Genomic DNA, 1,880 nt, shown 5'->3' with positions numbered 1-1,880 from the left:
CTAAATCCTTATCTGGCAAGAGACTTAATTGATTAGTTCGCTCTAGATAAAAACAATTGACAAAAATCGCTAAATGCCTTTCTCTATAAGGGTTCCATCCCTTATAACCCCCGTCCATTGCATAACACAAACCGAAGAGCCAAATGTTAGCTGGAATACTGAATAAATCGAGAAAATCTGGATAAAGCCAGTATTTTTAGCTCCTTAACCCTATCAATCAAGCTAAAATCAATGATTACTCGTCAAGAACTTAAGAAACTACAATCCCTAACTCAAATACCCGCCCTTTCCATTCTCTTACCTACCCATCGCACCTCACCGGATAACAAACAAGACCCTATTCTCGTTAAAAATTTGGTCGATGAAGCAAAGCGCCGATTATCGGCAGAATTCTCTAAACGTGAAATCGAACCTTTGTTCGAGCGCCTCGATAGTCTAGTGGCTGAAATAGATTATCCTTATACTCTAGATGGATTAGCTATCTATATTGGTCCGGATATTGCCAAGCTTTATAACCTGCCTTTTTCTGTCCAGGCAAGAGTTGTCATCGATAAAACCTTTGCCACACGGGATTTAGTTTATGGATTACATCGAGAACAACCCTATTGGCTGTTACTATTAAGTCAGGGTTCTACTCGTTTAATCTCAGCTACAGGAGAAACTCTCGAAGAAATTCGCGATCAAAATTTTCCCTTAGAAATGACTGGACCGGGGGCCACCGCACCACTGCCCTTTGATGCCGATACCAGTTATCTAGATGATAGAATCCGGCGATTTTTCCAGCAGGTAGATAATGCTCTGGGTGAATACATTGACATTGATGATTCTTCCCCTTTGATTGTGGGTGGAGTGGTTCGTCAAATTTCCTTCTTTCAAGAAGTTTCACAGTACACATCAGCAATTGTTGGCACTTTAACCGGCAATTTTGACAAAACCTCACTGCCAGAATTAATTCCGCAAGTATTGCCGATTATGCATTCAGTGCGTCAGAATCAAAAAACTGAAGCCCTGCAAGCTTTGGACGCGGCAGTCAGCGCTCAAAAAGTTATCTCTACCCTGGGAGAAGTGTGGCGTTTAGCGCAGGAAGGTCGAGGAAAATTGTTATTAGTGGAGAAAAATTACCATGTACCCGCAGTTTTAAGCGAAAACGGTGATTTAGTGCTGGTGGAAAACGTCGGTGGTACGGAGGTAATCGATGATGCAGTGGATGAAATTATCGAAGTGGTATTGGCCAAGGGAGGACGTGTAGCTTTAGTCGATGAAGATTCCTTGAACGATTACCAAAAAATTGCCTTAATTTTGCGTTATTAGACCTAATGGGCCGTTTCACAAGCCCCAATACTAACCCATTGACTAGAACCATCAGACCAGTATTCTTTTTTCCAGATGGGGGCATTATGCTTGAGAGTATCAATAGCATAACGACAGGCTGCGAAAGCTTCCCCCCGATGGGGACAACCCACCGCTACTAAGACGCTAATTTCACCGATTTGTAGCTTACCGGTGCGATGGTGAATGACAACTCGATTGGTATCGGGCCAGGTTTGCCGAATTTGCCCGGCAATTTGCCGGAAAACCTCGATCGCCATGGGTTCGTAGGCCTGATAATCAAGATAAATAACCGGTTTACCGTCGGTTTGCTCCCGTACAGTGCCACTCATTAGTACAATAGCACCATTAGCCCCATCATCGGCTAATTGATATACTTCCTGCAAAGATAAGGGAGCAAAACTGACGCGAAAACTATCTGGTGTCATGGATGAGGTGATGGGGGTTGGGTGTGGGGTGTAGGGTGTGGGGTGTGGGGTGTAGGGTGTGGGGTGTGGGGTGTAGGGTGTGGGGTGTGGGGTGTGGGGTGTGGGGTGTGGGGTGTGGGGTGT

At 44.8% G+C, this 1,880-nt stretch carries 2 protein-coding genes; one reads left to right on the top strand and one right to left on the bottom strand.

The window, feature by feature from the left end:
- The first annotated feature begins 231 nt into the window (after nucleotides 1–231).
- A complete protein-coding gene (locus PX482_RS19665) occupies nucleotides 232–1,311 on the top strand; it encodes an AOC03_06830 family ribosome hibernation factor (RefSeq protein WP_288122896.1) in 1,080 nt (359 codons plus the stop codon).
- Nucleotides 1,312–1,313: 2 nt separating this feature from the next.
- Here the strand turns inward: PX482_RS19665 and PX482_RS19660 are convergent, their stop codons facing one another.
- Nucleotides 1,314–1,757, bottom strand: a complete 444-nt coding sequence (locus PX482_RS19660) for a molybdenum cofactor biosynthesis protein MoaE (protein WP_004163195.1) — start codon at nucleotides 1,755–1,757, stop codon at nucleotides 1,314–1,316.
- Between the last annotated feature and the right edge of the window lie 123 nt (nucleotides 1,758–1,880).

The organism is Microcystis sp. M53602_WE12, assembly GCF_030065455.1.
Lineage (GTDB): Bacteria > Cyanobacteriota > Cyanobacteriia > Cyanobacteriales > Microcystaceae > Microcystis > Microcystis aeruginosa.
This window is presented reverse-complemented; position numbering and strand designations above follow the sequence as displayed.